The sequence below is a fragment of the Shewanella sp. M-Br genome, from assembly GCF_036245925.1.
In the GTDB taxonomy this organism is placed as follows: Bacteria; Pseudomonadota; Gammaproteobacteria; order Enterobacterales; family Shewanellaceae; genus Shewanella; species Shewanella oncorhynchi.
Window position 1 is genome coordinate 62,725 of the sequence record NZ_BJBV01000009.1, and the last position, 17,345, is coordinate 80,069.

Below are 17,345 nucleotides of genomic sequence, written 5' to 3' on the forward strand. Positions count from 1 at the left end.
AAAATGTAGTTCCTAAAGTGTTCCCCATTGACCACAAAGCTTCATTCACCCCCAAAGGCGGTCGGCAAGACCCGATGCGCGTTGGGTTGCTTGGCTACTGGCCCGCTCGAATACGTGCTGGGTGCCTAAGCAGGTAAAGTGGACTTTAGCGCGGGTGATGGCGGTGTAGACCAATTCTTTGGTCAGCAGTTGCCATTGGGCTAGGCTGGGGCTCGGCGGCAATACTAAGGCCACACGGCTAAATTCGCTGCCTTGGCTCTTGTGTACTGTCATGGCATAACAGGTTTCATGGCTGGGCAAACGGGCTGGCAAGACTTTTAACAGGCTGCCATCGGCCTTGATAAAGTGCGCCATTAAACGTTCGGGTTTATCTTCATCCTGCAAAATCAATCCGATATCACCGTTAAACAGGCCTAAGTTATAGTCATTGCTTTGGATGATAATGGGTCGACCCAGATAAAACTCCTGTAGCGGTTTAATCAGTTTGGCATTGGCCAGTGCTTGAGTCACAAATTGATTAATACCTTCAACCCCATAATCGCCCGAGCGCATAGCACATAGAATACGGTACTGGTTAAAGCGTTCAATGATGTCAGCTGTGCTTGGATGCTTGCTTAAATCACTATTACTCGTATCGCTATTCAAGGCGCTGAGATAAGTGCCATATTGCTGGCAGGCTTGCTCCAGAAGTGAATTGAGTCCCATATTATTAGCAGACTCGCTCACTTTGGCTTGGGTTTGGCTTACGACCATACTGTGTTCTAACCAGCTCAATTCTGCAGGTCCCTGTTGCCATACCTGCAAAATACCTTGAAGATCTGCGCGATTGACGGCGCTCGCAAGCAGTCCAATCCCTGCATCGCCTTTAAATCTGTGGCTGTGCATTAGCATACATAAGCTATCGCCAAGCTTAGGGGCGTCGCTGATATAGGGCGTTAACTCAAAACCCGTTAAAGCACTCAGACGCTCGGCTTGTTCCTTGGAATAGCGCATTTGCCACAGAGCAGGGCTGTTTGACGCTATGTTGTTCTGAGCAAGGTTATTGGGATCTACTGGTATTTTAAGGCCCGCACAAATATCGGCGAGCACAGCGCCCGCCTCAACCGAGGCGAGTTGGTCTTGATCGCCGAGTAAAATCAAACTAGCGTGCTCGGGCAATGCGCTCAGCAGCTTGTACATCATGGGCAAATCGACCATAGAGGCTTCGTCGACAATTAATAAGTCGAGCCTAAGCGGATTACCTTGATGGTGGCGAAAGTGCGGCGAATTTGGGATCACCCCAAGCAGTCTGTGTAAGGTTGAAGCTTCCTCTGGAATACGTCCCAGAGCCGTTAAAAAGTCTTGGCTATTTCTATTGAGAGCTCCATCATCAACAACATCAGCATGGGCGCTGAGTTCCTTCGCCAGACGCGCTTTTGAGGCTTTGATTGATTCGCTTAAGCGAGCCGCCGCTTTTCCGGTTGGCGCGACTAAACGGATTTCCTGCTGTGATTCCATTTGTAGCAATAACAAAAGTTTAGTTACAGTGGTGGTTTTACCCGTACCTGGGCCGCCAGTGATCACTGACAGTTTTTTACCCAGCGCTGTGGCCGTTGCGACCTTTTGCCAATCAATGGGTGCTGTGTCTTCACTGTTAGTGAGTACATTGGTAGTGAGTGCATGGGTCGCGCTCACATTGGCAGGGAACAGTTGATCTAACAGTGACCTCAACTTAGCGATTTGCGGTTGCTTTTGGTGGCTTGCGTCTTCAGAGTGCTTAGATACGCTGCCTGATAGGCGGATTAAAGCAGCGGCCACTGAGGTTTCAAATTGATGATAACGTTGTAAATAGAGTCTGCCATTATCAAAAATAAGCGGTTTGTTACTGCCCGCTTGGCCGACGGCATCAAAGCTTTGCAAAGTCTCTGTGAGCGCTTCTAGGCTTAAGGTGATTTTACAATGGCTATTTTGCTCGGCCATGGGATTGAGTGGCACAATATGGGCGAGTACTAGGCAGCTGTGCTGTGAAGATAATTGCTGGCTTAATAGCGCACACAGCAAAATAAACAAGGGCTGTTGGCTGTCGCTTGGATGCAAGTGACTCATTTCGAGTGCGAAATGCCGATCGAGCGGTGTGAGCAGTCGTTCTTGCTCCCACTGTTTTAACAGCTCTGGCAGCGGCGCTGTAAGCTGAATTGCGCCATGGTCTATCCATTTCGCGGCTGTGAGTGAATGTGCATTTAGCCCTTGGGTTGAGCGCATCATGCCGTGACTCCTGTATCGATTGCACGAGCCAATCTGCTGTGAAATAAATTGTCATTAAAAAGTGAATCTAGCGCGAGAATAAGTGCCTTCGGCGGCTTGTCGTAATAAATACCATAGCCGGGATATTGAGCCGACATTCCCCGTAAGAACAAGTAATAACAACCGCCTATGTGGCTGTCGTAGTCATAACTTGGCAGGCGTAAACTCAAATACCTGTGTAGCGCCAATGAATAGAGAATGTACTGCAAATCGTACCTGTGATCGGTTATTGCGCTTTGCAGCGCGCTCTGATGATAGGCATTGATGTTGTCGCCTAAATGATTCGACTTATAGTCGGCGATATAATATTGACCTTGGTATTCAAAGGTTAAATCGATAAAGCCTTTGAGCATGCCCTTGAGATCATCAAACTTAAGTGTCGACTCATAGCCAAACTGCTGCAGTAGCGCATTGAGCTCAGTATCTTTAAGTTCGCTTAAGGGTAAATAAAACTCCATTTCGACTAAGGTATTCTGCGGCGATAATTTGGCTAAGCACAGATCTGGATGAGCAGGTTTGACGGCGCTTACATGCCCCGTGACTTGCGACTCTAAGGCGTGCGGCATAGCGCCGAGCGGTGCATGCAGCACATCCAAATACCAAGTATGTAATACTTTTTGCCATTCGGGCGCGATACCGTATTGCAGCATGGCTTTAGGCAATTGCAGCGGTAAGTCGATTTCTGCCTGCGTAAAATCAATCTCTTCTAGCACTAAATGCATAAAGCTACCGGCATTGGCGCCGCGTTCAAAGTTAAAGCGATTGAGCATGTCATCCTGCAGATCATGACTTGCCTCATCAGGAATAGAGAGTGTTTGCACAGCCGTATATTCAAGCGTACCTAATATTTCATCATCGGCGCCCGGCGCGGCTTTTCCATGGCTGGTATTTTTAACGAGACCTGAATAACTGCCGACTCGCCACGGCGTGCTGTATTGGCGGGTTAAGGTTTTCGCGCTCAGTATTTGCGCTATGTCTTGGCTTGAGGGCAATGGCCGCTCGTCTATGTCATCGGGCACCTTATCAATACTTATGGCTTCCACATTTTGAGCGAGCTGCTGCGCAGCATTGCAGATACGGGCAAAGTCACATTCTGAGTCGCCTATGCCCAATAGATAGCCGATAGCGGTTTCATGTAGCTGACTTTTAAGACCATTTTTAAGCTGACGACTGTGGTTGGTGATATACAAGTAACACAAATACACAGGGCGAGTGAGCGCCACATACAAAAGGCGCAAGTCCTCGGCCAAGGTTTCTTGTTTTGCGCGCTCCCAACCGTCATCCGTGCCTTCGATATCCCACACTAGCTCTTGCTCACCTGCATCGTTAGTTCTGTGGTACAGCATAGGCGTAGGGCGGCGGCGATTGTCGCGGGCTAGGCTGACAAAGGGCACAAAACATACGGGATACTCAAGACCCTTACTCTTATGGATAGTGACGATCTGCACCAGATTCTGCTCGCTTTCAAGGCGCAGCTGCTGTTCATCGGTGCCTGTGTTATCAATCAGTTGCTGTTCATACCAATTGAGCAGGGCACTCATACCATCAAGTTCGGTGGCCTTTTGTTGTAATAGCTCGGCAAGGTGGCGAAAATCCGTCAGGCGACGCTCACCGTTTGTGGCATCTTGCTCTTGAGCATCTACCTCTACACTGGCGGTGTGCAGTAAACGGTCAATCAACTTAGTGCTATTGGCAAGGCTTAATAGCGCGGGCATGATGCCGCGTTTTTGCCACACTTGGTGTAAGTTAAAAAACTGCTCTAATAACAGCTGTCTGTGCTCTTCATCTTGGTTAAAGGCATGAATTTGCTCGGCGCTATAACCTAATAATGCCGTGGCTAGGGCGCTGCGCAGTGCCCGCTCATCCTTAGGGTTCGCCAGAGATCGCAAAATTAACGCCATTTCCCGCGCTTCAAGGGTATCGAACACACTGTCGCGACTTAAAAATACTGCGCCTATGTGGCGTTTACTTAATGCAGTTTTCATCACTGCGGCTTCGTTGCGATCCCGCACTAAGATTGCGATGTCTTTGGCGATCAAAGGCCCTTTCGGGCTGTGGCATTCGCCATTGGCTGCATCTGTCAGTAAATGGGTAATTTGTGCCGCCGCGTCTTCTGCGAGCAAGTGTCTTGCCGTGGTTTTGTTGAGGCCGTTTTCTGCGCTTTCGCTTAAGAGTCTTAATCTTAAGGCGGCAGGATTGGCGGTTTTTTCAATGAGGATTTTCCCTTTAGCACTGCTGGGCGTTTTCACGCTATCAAAGGGGATCGATTGACTGATAAACGGATCGTGATGCTGGCTAAACAGATGGTTAACCCCAGCGACCATGTTTGCGCTTGAGCGGTAGTTGGTATCCAGATGATAGTGCGCCTGCGTATGATGACGGGCCTCAATGTAGGTATGGATATCGGCACCACGGAAGGCATAAATGGCTTGCTTAGGATCGCCAATCATCAACAGGCTGAGCTTATTTTCTGTATCGTTTTTGCCTTGCTGTTCAAACGAGTAGCGGTCTTGGTAGATGCCTGAGAAAATCGCAAATTGCAGCGGATCGGTATCTTGGAATTCATCAATAAGCGCGACGGGAAAACGTGTTGCCACGGCTTTGGGCAAGGTTTCATTATTGGCGTTTAACGCGCTCGCTAATGTCGTGAGTAAGTCATCTGGGGTCAGCACATTTTTTTGTTGTTTTTGCTGGGCAAATCGCTCGCTTATGCCAAGTTTCGCACTATACAAAAATGCCGGTTTAATGGCGGCAATCAATATGGCGAGTTGCTCCATATGATCCATCAGCGGTGCTTCGCTCACACTTGGGAGCACGCCGCCCTTGTTGAGTTTTAACTCAGACAAGGACAAGGCTTCTAATTCTTTCAGTGGCGGCAACCCATGACCGAAGGCGAGCCAGTTATCTAGTGCATCGAACATGGCGGCTAGCTTGGGGTACTTATCCGTTGCTTTGCCAAAGCGGGTGCCGTTGAGTGGCAAACTGTGCAGCAATGCCAATAAGCCATCGCGTCCCCTTGGCCAAGCTAATTTAAAGCGCTCTAAACTTTGGCGTAGTGACAGGGCTAAGGCATCAAACTTAAGCGCGGGTTTCAGAGGCTTTGCTTGACTGGCGCCAAGGAGCGGTCGCAACTGTTTGACTAAACCATCGGGCTCGCCAAATTCCTTGGCAATGATTTGCGCTAAGTAATCGGGTAGCGGATAACAGGCCTCACGCCAAAAATCCCGCACGGCATGGTGCAAAAATTCGCTGTCGTCCAAGGTAAAGTCCGATTCGAACAGCAAGGAAGACTCAAAGGCGAGATCCGATAAAATTCGCTGACAGAAACCGTGAATGGTAAAAATTGCTGCTTCATCGAGGGATTTAAGGGCGAGATCGAACCGTCTCAAGGCAATAGCGCGATCACTCTCTGGAGTGTTGTCATACAGCGCTTGCACAAAGGGGTCGGCAATCGTTAGCCCTAAGAAGCACTTAAAGGCGACTTGAATACGGCGGCGAATACGATCCCTTAGCTCTTCGGTGGCCGCATTGGTGAAAGTTACTACGAGAATTTGTTCGCAGGTGAGCGGCGCAGGAATGCCATCACCAAGCAATAAGCGTAAGTAAAGACCTGAAATCGTGTAAGTTTTACCTGTACCAGCGCTGGCCTCAATAAGACGACTACCGCCAAAGGGCAGAGTGAGAGGATCAAGCGCTTGTGGTGCTGAATGTAAGGCTTGCGTGTTCAACGGCATCTGTTCACTCATGCTTGCTCTCCCTGTGCGCTATTGCGGTTCAAATGTGGTGCGAGAGCTTGTGTGTCAGTCGCGTGTTCATTAGCAGGGCCTTGGCTCATGCCATCGTTGAGCGCAAATTCCTCAAGCTGAGCCAGCGTGTCTTTGAGATATAAACTCACCATAGGGCGATAGATGCGCTCGGCTAATGCGCCAAAGCTATTCTCAGAGAAATCCCGCGGGAAACTGAATAATCGCTGGTAATGGGGTTCGTTCCCTTCACCCAATTGACTCTGCTCATCTAACCATTCGGGTAACGCTTGCTGCAAACGCTCATCGTGCTCACCCTCGCAACTGACGTAGGCCAGTGACGTGCGCGGCATAAAACACAGTGGGTGTTGTTGGCCTTGGTAAAACAACACCAACAAATCGGCCAGTAACGCATGGGCGCGCTCAGCAGTGATTGGAGCCAAGGCGTGGAAGTGCCCCATGTCGAGTAGATAGCTTGCATGTGTGTGGCCCATTGCCATTAAACACAGGTGGCGAAGGTACAACCTCAGCACATCGCGACCGTGTGCGCTACCAGGGCGATAATTGACTAACCCCTTAGGGCTGATGTCATCGATACGACCTTGCAGTAACACTTGCTGGGATTTACCCGCCGTAATGGGCAAGTCAAACACGAGTTTAATATCGGCGTGACTGCTGGCTTGTTCTCCATTGAGGCACAAGGTTCTGCCAATCAAAGGTTTAATATCATGCTGATATTGGCGCAGTAGCAAATCATCGAAGGGCTGCATGGGCAAAGTGCCACTGGCTTTGAGGCGTTTAATCAGCTCGATATCAGGCTCAGTTAGGCCTTGGCCTATGGCATCGTCGAGTAACTTGGCCTGTAACATATAGCGCTCTAGGGCATTCAAGCTAAAGGGCTCGTCATTATCATCAGCCTGAATATTAAGGCTGAGATCGACTTTTAACGTACGGTTGAAGAAGTACTGCGCCGGATTTCGAAAGAAACGGATCAGGGCAGACACATCCACTTGCTTGCTTTGCTGTTGTTCGTGCACAGAAGCGGGCTGTGCCTCTGTATCTGGCACTGAGTCTTGTTCCTCCGCTTCGAGCATGATGCGAGTTTGCGCGCCGATAAAGCGGCCCGCATGTGTGCCCGCAGTGTCCGTATTGGGCGGACACCATTGCAGGCTGTAACTTTGGCCTATGCCTGACTCATTTTTACTTATGCTTGAGCCATCTATGTTTGAGCTATCTTCGCCATCATTTTTTACTGTGGCTTGATACAACTTGGGATCAAAGGGTTGCAGTGGCTGGTGGCTGACAATCGCGTTATAGAGGGCTTTTTCGGCATCCTCAGGTTCAATTACGCTTGCAGCGTTTTGCGATTGAATCAATAGGGCTTCAGGTAAATAGCACAGCTGACAATATTCAATCAGCTCAGAGACGAGCATAGAGGCGATACGCTCAGAGTTATCCCGTTCGCTGCGGCCAATATAGCTGATATACAGTTGTTCCCGCGCCGATAATAAGGCTTCTAAAAACAAATATCTGTCATCGAGGCGGCGGGAGCGATCGCCTTTACGGGCACCGAAATGCGCCATTAAATCAAAGCCAACGGGATGTTGAACCCTAGGATAAACCCCATCATTCATACCGAGTAAACACACGACCTTAAAAGGAATCGAGCGCATCGGCATTAAGGTACAAAAGTTCACGCTCCCCGCAAGATAACGCTGGCCGACCCGAGATTCGGTTAAGCGTTGATTAAACCACTGTTGCAGCACTTCAATACTGAGGCTCAGTCCGCTTATGTTCTCTTGGGCTAGCGGCGCTAACGGGTTTGTATCCAACGTTCTTGTATCCAAGGGCCTGCCCGCTGACAGTAACTCTTGCTCTAGGGCGGCAATGGCATCGCGGATTTCCTGTAATTGTTCGCGCTCGTCTTCATCGGTGTCGTAGAAGGCATCTAGTAGCTCAGTTAATTCCGCTAAACGCAGGGCGCCCACTTGTGGCTGGGCGAGTATTTGCGCCGTTTCATCGAGCACTTCAATAAAATTGAGTAGCTTACCTAACGCCTGCGCCGATTGGCCTTCGATGCCAGTGACGACAAGATGGTCTTGGTAGAGCGGCGCATCGTCACTCAAGGCGTAACCTAAAATCAGCCTTTTAATACCAAAGGCCCAGGAGTTTTGCTCAAACGCTGGCACACCTTGTTTAAGGCGGCTTTGTTCATCGCGACCCCAGCGCACGCCCGCTTCATCTAACCAGCGGCGGATCAGTTGCAATTCATCGTCATCGAGCTGGAAACGGCGCAAAATGGCGGGCACTTCGAGTATGCTCAAAATGTCGGTCAGACCAAAACGACTTTGATTAATCCCAAGTAAATTTAAAAAGCTATTAATGAGCGGTGATTCCTGCGCTGCACCGCGGTCGGCAATGGCGTAGGGAATGTAATGCAGGCCTTGCTTCGCCGAGAAGACTGCATCGATATAGGGGGCGTAGGCGGCGACATCGGGCATCATGACCACTATGTCTTTGGGTGTCAGGTCGACATTATTGCTGAGTAACTCAAGCAAGTGATCGTGCAGTGTTTCGACTTCCCGCAGTGGGCTGTGACAACTCTTGACTCGAATGGATTCATCGTCGCGCTTTAGTAGGCGTCTGTTCTCGACATTTTGGTACAGCTCGGCATCTGGCCCTAGCACTCTGTCTAAGGTTTGCATCTCTAAAATATCGTATTGCACGCCGTGGAGCATGCTGGCATGACTGTGTGGCGAGTTGGGATCGTCACAGGGCTCACAATACACATCATCGCCAAAGTCGCAGTGTTCGGCGGGGAGCTCAAGCAGCATATCGAGTAATTCACGGCCCATCTTGCCGTTATTGGCAAGCAGCGGGTTACCCACTTCTAGTTTATCTTCCCACAGTTCGGCTAATTGGCGTTTACCCGCATATTGCACCGCCATGCGGGCTCGATTACGGGGATCAACAATGTCACCCCAATAGTGCTGACACGGACTTAAGCCTAGCACGATCACATCGATACGGCCTGCCAGATGGTAAAGCACTTCAAGGGTTTGCGGCGCCATCGAGGAAATGCCAAACACAAATAGGCGTTGTGGCAATTTGGCGAGTGACGTGTCGGGGTTATTCAGCGCGGCAATTAAGTCACTGTGCAGGTTGGCCCTGTGGTAATGGCTTTGATTAAGCTCATCACGATTAAAGGCAATGAGTGCGCGCCATAAAATGGGTTGCCAGCGTTGGTCTTCATTCAGCGGCTTGGTGAGTGATTCGGGATGCTCGTTTTGCTCCCACGCTAAAATCCAATCGGGGCGATACACTAAGTATTGGTCGAAGATATCGGCAATCCGGCCACAGAGTTGGTACAGCTTAATATCGTCAGCCGTCATATCACTGGTGTTGAGATGTTCATTCGTGTCGGCGGCATTTGTGCTGGATTGCTGATGACTTAGATAGTGTCTCAACGGCCCAAAGGCGTCATTTTGCAACATGCGCGGTAAGAGTTGCATCAGCTTCCACGTCATCGCTGCCTTAGTGAAGGCGTTGTCTTTGGGCACATCGGGCAATAAGTCATGGCACAACTGCCAGGTAAAGCTCGATGGCAGCGGGAATTCCAATGCGGCGGCAATTCCATTTTGTTTGGCGATTTCGAGGCGTAGCCAAGTCGACATGCCGGGACTCTGTACCAGAATATGCTCGTTACTCAGTAGACGTGCAAAAGCAAGGGGTTGGGTCAGGTAAGCGGCTAAATGGGCGCAGAGCACTTCCATCTGATTGGACTGGATTAACTTTAGCATGTGCAACTCGGCATGGTGACAATAAAACAATTCTATGTGTTTGATTTATAAGATTCAACACTATTGCAGCTTCTGTGGAATTAACCCGCAATTTTAGGTGTTTATTGCTGCTTGCTCCGATGATGTATCGTCAGTTAAAGCTGAGTTGACGAATGCTAGGCTAGCGTGAACTTATCTTTCACTTTGGCTCTGAGCAATAACCAGTTGAGTTGCTTCGCCGCCGCTTTAAATGCGGTTAAATGCGCTTGATAGTCTTTAGCCGGTAAATCTTGATACTTCAGCGCCACATAACTTTGTGTCAAAGTTTGGAACAGCGTGCAAAGCTTTGGTGCACTGTGTTGGTATTGCTCAATAATCTGCTGCGCAAATTGATTTGGTCCATCACTGTCTTTGCGCTTAATGCCGTGGTGTGCAAGACGATTACAGATCTGTTGATAACGAGTGCTAATAGGATCGCCTTGAACTCTAAAATGTAATAAGCCCGCACTGTAGGCGATATAGAGCACGATAAGGCTGATACAGAGCCCCATAAATACCGCGATTTTAGTGTGAGTCACATCGCCTAAGATGCCGCTGAGCACTTGATTCTGTTTCTCTTGGTTAAAACCCAGTACCCACACGCTCCAGTAATAATCTATGCTGGCAAAACGTTGTCTTAACTCATTGAGCCAAGGCATGGATTTAAATCGTAAGCTACTAAAAGGGCTTTCCTGCAGGTAACTCTGCTCTGGATCAAACTGGGCGTCGAATCCTTGCTCGATACGATTGGGCGCCACCATAGCGGTGGGGTCGAAACGCACCCAACCTTCATCTTCAAGCCAGACTTCTGCCCATGCGTGGGCCATATATTGATGCACACTGTAGTAACCCGCTTGCGGATTATATTCTCCCCCCTGATAGCCTGTGACCATACGTGCGGGTAAACCTGTGGCCCGCGCCATAAAAATGAAGGCAGCGGCATAGTGCACGCAAAAACCGGCTTTGTTTTCAAATAAGAAATCATCCACTTGCTGCGGCCCAAGGGGAGGCGGCGTGAGAGTGTAGAAAAAAGGCTCACTATTAAAGTGGCCCATCATGGCCCATAGTCGTGGCTTAGGCGCGGGATACTGAGTCTTAAACTGCTCAGCTAACGTTAAAGTGCGTGGATTACTGTTACTCGGCAGCGCGAGATTAATCTGTCTTTGCCGCGCCGAGAGCCTGAGATCCATCTTCGCCTTGGGCCAAGACTCTACTTGATAACTCATTCGCTGATCGACATTGCGCAGCGCTAACAGCCGATAATCGGGCATATTGACCACACTATCATCTTGGCTATAGGCCACATCGAGACCAAATAACCACGGCTGGTGGCTCGGCTCAGCAATCACTTGATAACGAATACTATGCTTATCTTGCTTACTTAATGCGATCTCTTGATCTTCACTGCTTATCAGAGCAGGTCTATTGCTCATGGGATCACTCATGGGATCAGGATTATTGACCATCAATGCTGGGCTGGGCCGTGAGGGCGGAAATAGCAGCGCATCATTTTGCAACTGTTTAATCCCCGCTTCTTGGCGCCAAGTGACACCATCATAGTTCTCCATCACGAGGGCGCGCCAATATAACTCGGCATTAATGGGCGTTGCATTGGTAAAACTCGCCCTAAAGGCAAGTTCAGTCGAACGGGTAAGCTTACCTATATCACCAATCGCCAGACTATCGGACAAGCCCGTTTGGGCTTCTTTCATGTTGGGCACTAACCAGAGCGGTGCAAGACGCGGTAACACTAAAAATAACAGCAGCGCGAGGGGAAGGCTCTGGAGTAAAAATTTGCCACCGATCCAAGCCGTGTGTTTTAAGGATTGCTTATCTTGATACAAAGTCACGAGCACGCAGGTATTGATCAGTGTCACCACGAGCAAGTGCGCGGTATTAAGCAGGGATTGATGGTCGATAAAGGTCAGCGCGATAATAAAATAGCCCGCGAGGACGACAACGCGCACATCCCTTTGATTACGCATTTCAATGTATTTTAAGGCATAACCTAACAGCAGCAGATTCACTAGCGCATTGAGTAAGCCGATTTCCTTTGAGACGAGTGCCAGTGTGGTTGCGGCGCCGATCGCAAGACTGGTCACCAGAAAACGCGGCGGCTTTGCCACTTTGCCGACATAAATCCCCACACGCCACAGCAAACAGATAGCGCAAATGCCCAAAGTCCAAGGCGTGGTTTTATCAAATAGTGGGCTTAATACCGCAATATTGGTGATCAATAACCAAAAAAGTGTCTGGCGGCTAATATTGTCGCCGATTTGCGGTGTCGTGCTATTGGCCGCTAACTTCATACTTGCTCCCTCGAAGTAGGGATATGATGCTGCTTGCGGGGAGCTTGATTCGTTTTTTGTGGGTGATTAGCGGCTGATGACTGATATGGGGGCTTCGCCGTTGAAGGCGCTAATTGTGGATATAAGGCAATGGCTTTTTGACAGGCGATCCTATGGTGATTGCCTATCGCGGGCGCGATCAGCACATCGTCTCCCATGGGGTTTTGCAGATGTAAGCCAAAATACTGCTCAAGTTGCGTGAGTTTATTGACTTGCCAGCTTAACTGACCCAATTGGGTTTCGAGGCGTTTGGCATCGGGTCTGAGCCTTAACCAGACGGGATCACCTTGAGGCTGCTGGAATTCTTTAGTCAGCATGCCGCGACCCTGTGCCCATTGTTTCCATGCCACTTGCTTGAGGGATTCGCCGAGCACATGGGGTTTAAGGCCTTTAAACTCATCAATCCCCGACACATGTTTACCCGCGAGTAACAGGGGATCTTGCTCCGACTGGGTATGATCAGCCTCAAGCTGTAGCGGCGCTTCAATCGGCTGGGCAAAGACTAAGTGACTAATGGCTAAATCCACATGTGACCACGCGCGGCAAAGCCCTAAGGGATAGAAGGATTCAATTTTGAGCCGACCCGGTGACACTTGACCCCGCTGATGATATTCGAAGGGCACGAGTGCTTGTTGTTCATCTGTGCCGACGTTCTGCACCGTATAAGTGCGATTATGCGGATAGTTAAGTTGTATGTTATGGCCACTATGGTGAGTGTTGATAAGGACTGGAAAAGTTAAGGTTTCGCCCGCATAGACTTCGGGCGGCGTCGTGGCCCGTACATGTAAGCCGGCCAGATTTTTGTAACTGTATAGAATGCAGGTATTAAAGAGGCTTAGGAGTAAGATGCTGAGGCCAATGACTAAGTTATTTTGATAGTTAGTGCCGAATAGATATAAAAGTAAAACCAGACCGAGCCAAACTAACCCAAAACCGCTCGGCAGAATAAAAATGCTGCGATGGCTTAAGGTTATTTCGGGACTCGGTGGCAAGCGTCTTGCTAACCAACGTTGCCAAATCGGGACTAACGTCGGAATGAAAGTCGGGAGTATCAGTCGTTTCACTTCTGAGTTATTTCCTTAGTTTAATGGGTTAACTGCATACTTTAGCGATATCTCCTCATTACAGTATCTTGCTACATAATAGGGTTAACGCTGGCGAGAATTCGCTCAGATAGGGCTTCACCCTGTAATTGGCTACTGGTTCTGAGTCTATGCTCCGCTACACAACAAAATACCGCTTGCACATCTTCTGGGACTAAATAATGTCGACCTTCTAAAAAGGCCCATGCCTTAGCCGCTTGTAATAGCGCTTTGGTGGCACGCGGTGATAACCCCACGCTGTCACTTTGGCTACGGGAAAAACTCACTAAGGCCAGAATATAATTGAGTAAGGCATCGGAAGCGCTGACTTTGTCGCACTGCTCTTGCAGTTGCATTAAGGCCATCGGTGTCAGGCATTGGGGCAATTGATCTAAGGTTAAGTGGTTATGATTGCTCTTAAGCATAGCGAGTTCAGCATCGTGGCTTGGATAACCAATAGACAGACGCATCATAAATCTGTCGAGCTGCGATTCTGGTAGCGAAAATGTACCGGATTGATCGGTGGGATTTTGAGTCGCGATCACAAAGAAAGGATTGGGCAATCTGTGGGTGATGCCATCGACGGAAATTTGTTGTTCGGCCATCGCTTCGAGTAAAGCGCTTTGTGTCTTAGGGCTGGCGCGATTAATTTCATCGGCCAAAATCATCTGCTTAAAAATTGGTCCAGGATGAAAGATAAATTGTGCTTGATGTTTATCAAAAATCGATACGCCGAGAATGTCGGCAGGCAGCATGTCACTGGTGAATTGGATCCGCTGATAGCTCAAACCTAAGCTTTGGGCTATACCATGGGAAATACTGGTTTTACCCATACCGGGTAAGTCTTCAATCAACAGGTGCCCACGGGCGAGAATACAGGCTAAAGCGAGACGAATTTGCCTAGGCTTGCCCAGCAATACTTGTTCGAGTTGTTGTAGTAATTCGCTGATCCCAGATTGTGCCACGGGCGACTCCTAATACATTTGGAAGTGTGCTTAAGGTGCATTTGCAAGCTGATGTGCGTTATCACTATGGCGGATCATCGCCTGTATATCCAGTGGCATTTCTAGTGCTAAATCAATTACTCGACAGCATTAGGTTTGGTCTTTAGTGGGCTGGTGGCGCGAATGTAAATCGTTTTAGCCTGATCTTACGTAAGGCACAGTACTTGGCTGCTGGTGGGGCGAATAAACCAGGATTTAAACAAAAAGCCTTGGACAAAGTCGACACCGATATCGCGCGCAAAGGCTAAGTGAGCTTCAGTTTCTATGCCTTCTAAAATGCATTGTTTGTGAGTCTTTTTGGCAAAGTTGACCAATGCAATTAATAATTGGGCTCCCTCTGGGTGTGTTATGTGCGTTAACCAATGACGGTCAAATTTAAGATAATCCACGTTCATCATCAGATCGACACTGAGCATGGAGTGGGGCGCACCAATATCATCCAGCGCCACATGTATCTTAGCTTGTTTAAATTGAGTGAATAATTGACTGGCCAGCTGGGCATCGTTAATGCAGGTGTTTTCGATGATCTCGACCGTGACTCGTTCATAGTGGGACAGTAAACGAATGAGCTTGGCGGTATGTGGTCCATCGACGGCGTGGGGATCAACATTGATAAAAATTCGCTGCTGACTCGGCGCATGGATGAGTTGAAATGCCTTGGCTTGATATTCAACTGCAGCGAGTATTTCTGTGGATTCATGCAACTGCTCGAACACAATATTAGGTGCAACCGCATCACCATTAGGCAAGTAAAAACGCGCTAAGGCTTCATAGCCGTCGATGGCTAAAGTATGAGGATTGACAAAGGGTTGGTATTCGCAGCTAAGGGTTAACGAACTAAGGTTAATCATGGGTGTAATGGGATTCTTAATGCTTTAATACTAATTATTCGCATTTAACGCCCTTCAGTGCAAACAAGTTTTCGATAAAACGGCGTGATTGCTGAATAATTATTCGCTTTGCTAATTATTTGAATTTAGAGAATAACATTTAGAATTTTTGGTGGTTAAAGCATGAGCTTTACCCTAGGGTATGCTGAAAAGTAGGAACTCGATGCGGCTGAGTATCGAGTTCCTTTTTATGTCACGAGTTAGTAAGCAAACTTAAGCTCAGCTTCGCTGAATAATGGCTGTGCTTTTTGCTTTTGCGCCTCATAAATCAATCGATAGCTGAGGACGGCTTGAACATATTCACGGGTTTCAGTAAAGGGAATAGCCTCGATAAAGCCCATGGCATCGAGTTTGCCATCAGAGTTTGATAACCAGCGACGCACGCGAGAGGGACCCGCGTTATAGGCCGCCGTGGCGAGGATGCGGTTTTGGTTAAACTCTTTCAACAGCTGGGCATAGTAAGCGCTACCAAGATTGAGGTTAAGCTCTGCGCTGTAGAGATCCTTTGGATCGCTATATCTGGCCCCGTGTTTTTTGGCGGTAGCTTTGGCCGTGGCAGGCATAATTTGCATTAGACCACGGGCACCTACGCCCGAGGTCGCATAAAGATAGAATGCACTTTCGCGGCGGCTAATCGCACGGATCTCATCGATGTTAACCCTATGCTTTTTGCTGGCGTGCTCAAAACCAGCTTGGTGCGCCATAGGGAAGCGTAGAGGAATATCATCCCACAACTTACCTTGAATACTGGCTTCAACACCAAAATCGTACCAGCCCTGTTCATGGGCATAGCGTCCATAACGTGCTCGCATCGTATTGTCACTGCGTTTTAGTAGTGACATCCATTCATAGCGAGCATCGAAATAACGGTCGAGTGCCATTAACTCTTGCACTCTGACAAAGCCGAGATCATCTGTTAACTTTTGGCTGTTGGCATCAACAACAGGCTCAGGGCTTTGATTGAGTGATACTGGTTTATTTAAGAATTGCGCAGCAGCAAAACCGTAAAAATTACGTTCATTACTGATTGTCGCGAGCGCTTTTATGGCGCTTTCAGGCGCTTCTTTGGCATTGGTGCGATAAAGCCAGTATTGCCAACGCTCCTTTGCTAAGGTTTCTGGTTGGAGTAGGTTCAAGTAACGGGCAATACTGCGCATGTCGTGATCGCGGATAGCCCATCTTAAACGGCGCTCAAATAGGTCGTCATTTTTCAGCTCAGTGAGCACATTGTCGACATAGTTTTTATAGTTATCATCTTGTTCAATTAAAATGCGGCGAACAAGGTATTTATCGAGTTGCTGCGCTTGTTCTGGGGTAAAACGATGGGCCTTTTGATACCGTTCATACAAATTAATGGCTTGGTCGAGATCCTTACGGGCAAGGCGTTTTAATCCTGCGGCAACAATGTCACCGACAATGGGATTTTTATCTTTAAACTTTTCGGTATGGCGCAGGCTATTGGGATCTTTATAGACGGCGACTAAACGCTTAGCTTCGTTACTATGGGTGGTGATTTTTTGGGATAAAAAACTCAGTAAACTCGTTTCGCCAGCCTCGAAACTCAGCATCATTCGCGCCCATACGACATCTTGTGTGCGTTTGCCCGCTTTGGTCCATGTGTTGAAAAGAGGATCACATTCCTTTGGTCGCGAACCCCCAAATACCCAAAGTGATTGTGCGGCCGCATAAGCCGTTTTTAGATCGCCCTTGGCGAGTTTCGCCTCATAGTAATAACACTGCAGGCGGATGTCGGTAGGCGCTTCTGGGGTGATCGCAAGATAATCATTCCAGCGTTTTTGGCTACCAGCATTGTTTAAATATTTAGACCGTAACCTATTGTACATGGGTGTGGTTTCATATTTTTCAATCAAGGCTTTAGCTGCATAACCCTGTAAGGCATTAAGAGCACCTATGTCGATATCATGATCTAAATAAATCGCGAGCGGATAATTACCTAGTTTTGCCCGTAGGGGTTTATAGGTTGCATAATCTTGCTTCTTCAGGGCTTTTTCAGCCTCAAGAAAGGTTTTCTGCGTTGACGTTAACGCAAGTGCAGCAGGGGCATTCAATGCGCCTGCGAGCAATATTGCACTGGATATAACCACATTTATAACTGCTTTGCACATGGAGCGTTTGCCTCCGGGCATCAAGGTATCAATCGACATGTCCGTATCGAT

8 protein-coding genes are annotated in these 17,345 nt (G+C 48.5%); all 8 read right to left on the minus strand.

Going from position 1 to position 17,345, the window contains the following annotated elements; genetic code table 11:
* Positions 1 to 45: 45 nt before the first annotated feature.
* The 8 genes from recD to AAA952_RS09425 all read right to left on the minus strand — a co-directional run bounded on the left by recD (position 46) and on the right by AAA952_RS09425 (position 17,294).
* Positions 46 to 2,244: an exodeoxyribonuclease V subunit alpha gene (recD, locus tag AAA952_RS09390; RefSeq protein ID WP_338256400.1), complete on the minus strand. Its 2,199-nt coding sequence runs from the start codon at positions 2,242 to 2,244 to the stop codon at positions 46 to 48.
* Entirely contained in the window at positions 2,241 to 6,029 is a 3,789-nt protein-coding gene (recB, locus tag AAA952_RS09395; RefSeq protein ID WP_338256402.1) for an exodeoxyribonuclease V subunit beta, read from the minus strand. Before recB ends, recD begins: the two co-directional genes overlap by 4 nt.
* Entirely contained in the window at positions 6,026 to 9,826 is a 3,801-nt protein-coding gene (recC, locus tag AAA952_RS09400) for an exodeoxyribonuclease V subunit gamma (RefSeq protein ID WP_338256404.1), read from the minus strand. Before recC ends, recB begins: the two co-directional genes overlap by 4 nt.
* Positions 9,827 to 9,981: 155 nt before the next feature.
* Positions 9,982 to 12,153, minus strand: coding sequence for a transglutaminase TgpA family protein (locus AAA952_RS09405; protein ID WP_338256406.1), 2,172 nt, complete (start codon positions 12,151 to 12,153; stop codon positions 9,982 to 9,984).
* Complete coding sequence (locus AAA952_RS09410) at positions 12,150 to 13,256, minus strand: DUF58 domain-containing protein (RefSeq protein WP_338256408.1); 1,107 nt, start codon at positions 13,254 to 13,256, stop codon at positions 12,150 to 12,152. The genes AAA952_RS09405 and AAA952_RS09410 overlap by 4 nt, the downstream gene beginning before the upstream one ends.
* 71 nt (positions 13,257 to 13,327) lie before the next feature.
* Positions 13,328 to 14,239 (minus strand): AAA family ATPase, encoded by a 912-nt coding sequence (locus tag AAA952_RS09415; protein WP_028760026.1) that lies wholly within the window; start codon positions 14,237 to 14,239, stop codon positions 13,328 to 13,330.
* Positions 14,240 to 14,424: 185 nt separating this feature from the next.
* The gene (locus AAA952_RS09420) at positions 14,425 to 15,129 is read right to left on the minus strand and encodes an EAL domain-containing protein (RefSeq protein WP_131524978.1); all 705 of its coding nucleotides are present in this window, start codon (positions 15,127 to 15,129) and stop codon (positions 14,425 to 14,427) included.
* Positions 15,130 to 15,368: 239 nt separating this feature from the next.
* A complete protein-coding gene (locus AAA952_RS09425; RefSeq protein ID WP_028760024.1) occupies positions 15,369 to 17,294 on the minus strand; it encodes a transglycosylase SLT domain-containing protein in 1,926 nt (641 codons plus the stop codon).
* Between the last annotated feature and the right edge of the window lie 51 nt (positions 17,295 to 17,345).

What these genes read in the sequence shown, in the direction of transcription:
- recD (WP_338256400.1), bottom strand. Translation starts at nt 2,244, where the DNA reads ATGATGCGCTCAACCCAAGGGCTAAATGCACATTCACTCACAGCCGCG.
- AAA952_RS09405 (WP_338256406.1), bottom strand. Translation starts at nt 12,153, where the DNA reads ATGAAGTTAGCGGCCAATAGCACGACACCGCAAATCGGCGACAATATT.
- AAA952_RS09425 (WP_028760024.1), bottom strand. Translation starts at nt 17,294, where the DNA reads ATGTGCAAAGCAGTTATAAATGTGGTTATATCCAGTGCAATATTGCTC.
- AAA952_RS09420 (WP_131524978.1), bottom strand. Translation starts at nt 15,129, where the DNA reads ATGATTAACCTTAGTTCGTTAACCCTTAGCTGCGAATACCAACCCTTT.
- recB (WP_338256402.1), bottom strand. Translation starts at nt 6,029, where the DNA reads ATGAGTGAACAGATGCCGTTGAACACGCAAGCCTTACATTCAGCACCA.
- recC (WP_338256404.1), bottom strand. Translation starts at nt 9,826, where the DNA reads ATGCTAAAGTTAATCCAGTCCAATCAGATGGAAGTGCTCTGCGCCCAT.